3 protein-coding genes and 1 pseudogene are annotated in these 3288 nt (G+C 64.6%); all 4 read left to right on the top strand.

What is annotated here, in order from left to right; genetic code table 11:
* The first annotated feature begins 271 nt into the window (after nt 1–271).
* Nucleotides 272–886, top strand: a complete 615-nt coding sequence (locus VMR03_RS17380) for an NUDIX domain-containing protein (protein WP_325407453.1) — start codon at nt 272–274, stop codon at nt 884–886.
* 76 nt (nt 887–962) lie between these two features.
* Entirely contained in the window at nt 963–1961 is a 999-nt protein-coding gene (locus VMR03_RS17375; protein ID WP_325407451.1) for a cysteine synthase A, read from the top strand.
* Between the two features lie 122 nt (nt 1962–2083).
* Complete coding sequence (sseA, locus tag VMR03_RS17370; protein ID WP_325407450.1) at nt 2084–2932, top strand: 3-mercaptopyruvate sulfurtransferase; 849 nt, start codon at nt 2084–2086, stop codon at nt 2930–2932.
* A gap of 16 nt (nt 2933–2948) precedes the next feature.
* A pseudogene (locus VMR03_RS17365) lies at nt 2949–3288 on the top strand (GNAT family N-acetyltransferase); the annotation flags it as partial.

The raw sequence follows: 3288 nt of genomic DNA, 5'->3' as shown, positions 1-3288 counted from the left end.
CGCCGCATGTGGGAATATTATCTCGCCTATTGCGAGGCCGGATTCCGCGCCGGGCAGATCGATGTCACGCAGGTCACTCTGGCGAAGCCATGAGGACCAAAAATGCTCGTCATGCGCGGGCTTGACCCGCGTATCCACGTCTTCCTGGTCGTCTCGCAAAAAAGACGTGGATGGCCGGGCCAAGCCCGGCCATGACGGAAAGGTCGGTTGGCGGCTTGGTCTCGTCCATGAGACTGTTACACTGCCGGGGTGCCTCAAGGAGTTCCCCCCGATGGAAGACCGCCTGATCCCGACACCGCGTACGCTTGCCGACGTGGAGATTCGCTCTCGCGAACTGATCGGCCGGGGCTGGGGCAAGCTGGAGCGCTTCACCTTCCGCCATCGCCGTTTCGACGGAACCTGGTCGGACGTCGTCCAGCGCGACATGTACACGATCGCCGAAGTCTCGATGGTGTTGCCCTACGACCCGGTGCTCGACGCCGTGGTGCTGATCGAGCAGTTCCGCACCTGCGGCCTCGTCTGGGACGAGGCGACATGGCTCATCGAGGCGGTGGCCGGCATCGTCGATCCCGGCGAGACGCCGCCCGAGGTCGCGAGGCGCGAGGCGCTGGAAGAGGCCGGCTGCGCCATCGCCGAGCCGGTGCTGATCGGCAAACTTTATTCCTCGCCGGGCGGCTATGGCGAGCGCACCTATGTCTATGCAGCCAAGGCAGACCTCTCCGGCATCGGTGGGCTTCACGGTCTCGCTCATGAGCATGAAGACATTCGCGCCGTCGTCGTGCCGCTCGCCGAGGCGCAGCGCGCGACCGAAGACGGGCGCATTCGCGATGCCAAGACATTCCTGATGATCCAGTGGGTTGCCGCCAACCGGGCGAAGCTCGCCTGAGCGCTCGCCTTGAACCGACAGGCGACCCTCCGTATGTTCCCGAACAGGCGCTCAGGACAGAAATAAAGAACATAATATGGACGTAAAACAGGGACTGGTGGACTCGATCGGCAACACGCCGCTGATCCGCCTCAAGGCCGCTTCGGAAGCGACAGGCTGCGAAATTCTCGGCAAGGCAGAATTCCTCAATCCCGGCCAGTCGGTGAAGGATCGCGCCGCCCTCTACATCATCAAGGACGCGGTCGTCCGGGGCGCGCTGAAGCCAGGCGGCACCATCGTCGAGGGCACGGCGGGCAACACCGGCATCGGCCTCGCGCTGGTCGGCAATGCGCTCGGCTTCAAGAGCGTCATCATCATTCCCGAAACCCAGTCGCAGGAAAAGAAGGACATGCTCCGCCTCTGCGGCGCGGAGTTGATCGAGGTGCCGGCGGTCCCCTACAAGGACCCGAACAACTACGTCAAATATTCCGGCCGTCTCGCCGACGAGCTCGCGGCGAAGTCGCCGAACGGCGCCATCTGGGCGAACCAGTTCGACAATGTCGCGAATCGTCAGGCGCATATCGAGACGACGGGGCCGGAAATCTGGGCGCAGACGGGCGGCAAGGTGGACGGCTTCACCTGCGCCGTCGGCACGGGCGGGACGCTCGCCGGCATCGCCATCGCGCTCAAGGAGCGCAACAAGGGCGTCACCGTCGCCTTGGCCGATCCGATGGGCGCCGCGCTCTACAATTTCTACAAGCATGGGGAACTGAAGGCCGAAGGCACCTCGATCACCGAAGGCATCGGCCAGGGCCGCATCACGGCGAACCTCGAAGGCGCCCCGATCGACGAGGCCTATCAGATCCCCGACGAGGAAGCGCTGCCGCTGATCTTCGACCTCCTGAAGCACGAGGGCCTCTGCCTCGGCGGATCGAGCGGTATCAATGTCGCAGGGGCGATCCGCCTCGCGCGCCAGCTCGGGCCGGGACATACCATCGTCACCATCCTTTGCGATTACGGCACGCGCTATCAGACCAAGCTCTTCAACCCGGCCTTCTTGCGCGAGAAGAATCTCCCGGCGCCGGACTGGCTCTAGCCTGTCTATAATTGTCATCCCGGCCTTCGTGCCGGGATCCAGGGCGGCAAGCACCAAGCAAGCTGCCCCTGGCCCCCGGAATAAATCCGGGGTGACACTGAAAATGGAATGAGTTCTGAGATATGCCGCAGACTGTCGCGTCCCCCCTCGTCACCACCGAATGGCTTGCCGCGCATCTCGACGCGCCGGATGTGCGCATCGTGGATGGCTCATGGTATCTGCCGCAGGCGCAGCGCGACCCGAAGGCCGAGTATGAGGAAGGGCATATCCCCGGCGCCGTCTTCTTCGATATCGACGAGATCGCGGATACCGACAGCCCCTATCCCCACATGCTGCCTTCGCCTGAAAAATTCTCGTCGCGCATGCGGGCGATGGGTCTCGGCGACGGCATGCGCATCGTCGTCTATGACGGTGCCGGCCTTTTCAGCGCACCGCGCGTCTGGTGGATGTTCCGCGTCATGGGACACGACGATGTCGTCGTGCTCGATGGCGGGATGAAGAAATGGAAGGCCGAGGGACGGCCGCTGGACGATATCCGCCCGCGCCACAGCTCGCGGCACTTCACGGCGCGCCGCAACACACTGATCGTTCGCGACAGGGAATCGATGCTCCACAATCTCGACACCTGCGCCGAGCAGGTGATCGACGCGCGTTCCGGCCGCCGCTTCCGCGCCGAGGAGCCGGAGCCCCGCCCCGGCCTCAAGGGCGGCCATATTCCAGGGAGCCTCAACCTCCCCTCCGCCAACCTCGTCAATGCCGACGGCACGCTGAAGTCACGCGAAGAGCTCGTGCGGCTTTTCGACGATGCCGGCATCGACCTTTCGCGCCCGGTCATCACGACCTGCGGCTCCGGCGTCAGCGCCTGCATCCTCGCTCTCGGCCTCGCCGTGCTGGGACACCCGCGCACCTCCGTCTATGACGGCTCATGGGCGGAATGGGGCGCGGCCAGGGGCCTTCCCATCGAAGCCTGAGGCGGATCGCAGCGGGATGGGCAAGCTCCACAAAACGACGGTCACCCATCTGGAAATGACGGCGCCGCCACACCTCGCGCCGGCCCCGCGCCCGCTCGGCAAATATGCGCTGCTCAGGGCCGAGAAGCCGCCGCTGCACTTCTACCGTTATCTCTACATGACGGTCGGGCGGCCCTATGTCTGGGTCAGCCGCCGCAACCTTCCCGACGAGGCGCTCGCCGCCATCGTCCATGACGACGCGGTCGAGATCTACGTCCTCTATGTCAACGGCGCGCCGGTCGGCTATTTCGAACTCGACTTCCGCAACATGCCGCAGGCGGAGCTTTCGTTTCTGGGGCTGGTGCCGGAATTCACCG

This window comes from Parvibaculum sp., assembly GCF_035511255.1.
GTDB lineage: Bacteria > Pseudomonadota > Alphaproteobacteria > Parvibaculales > Parvibaculaceae > Parvibaculum.
This window is presented reverse-complemented; position numbering and strand designations above follow the sequence as displayed.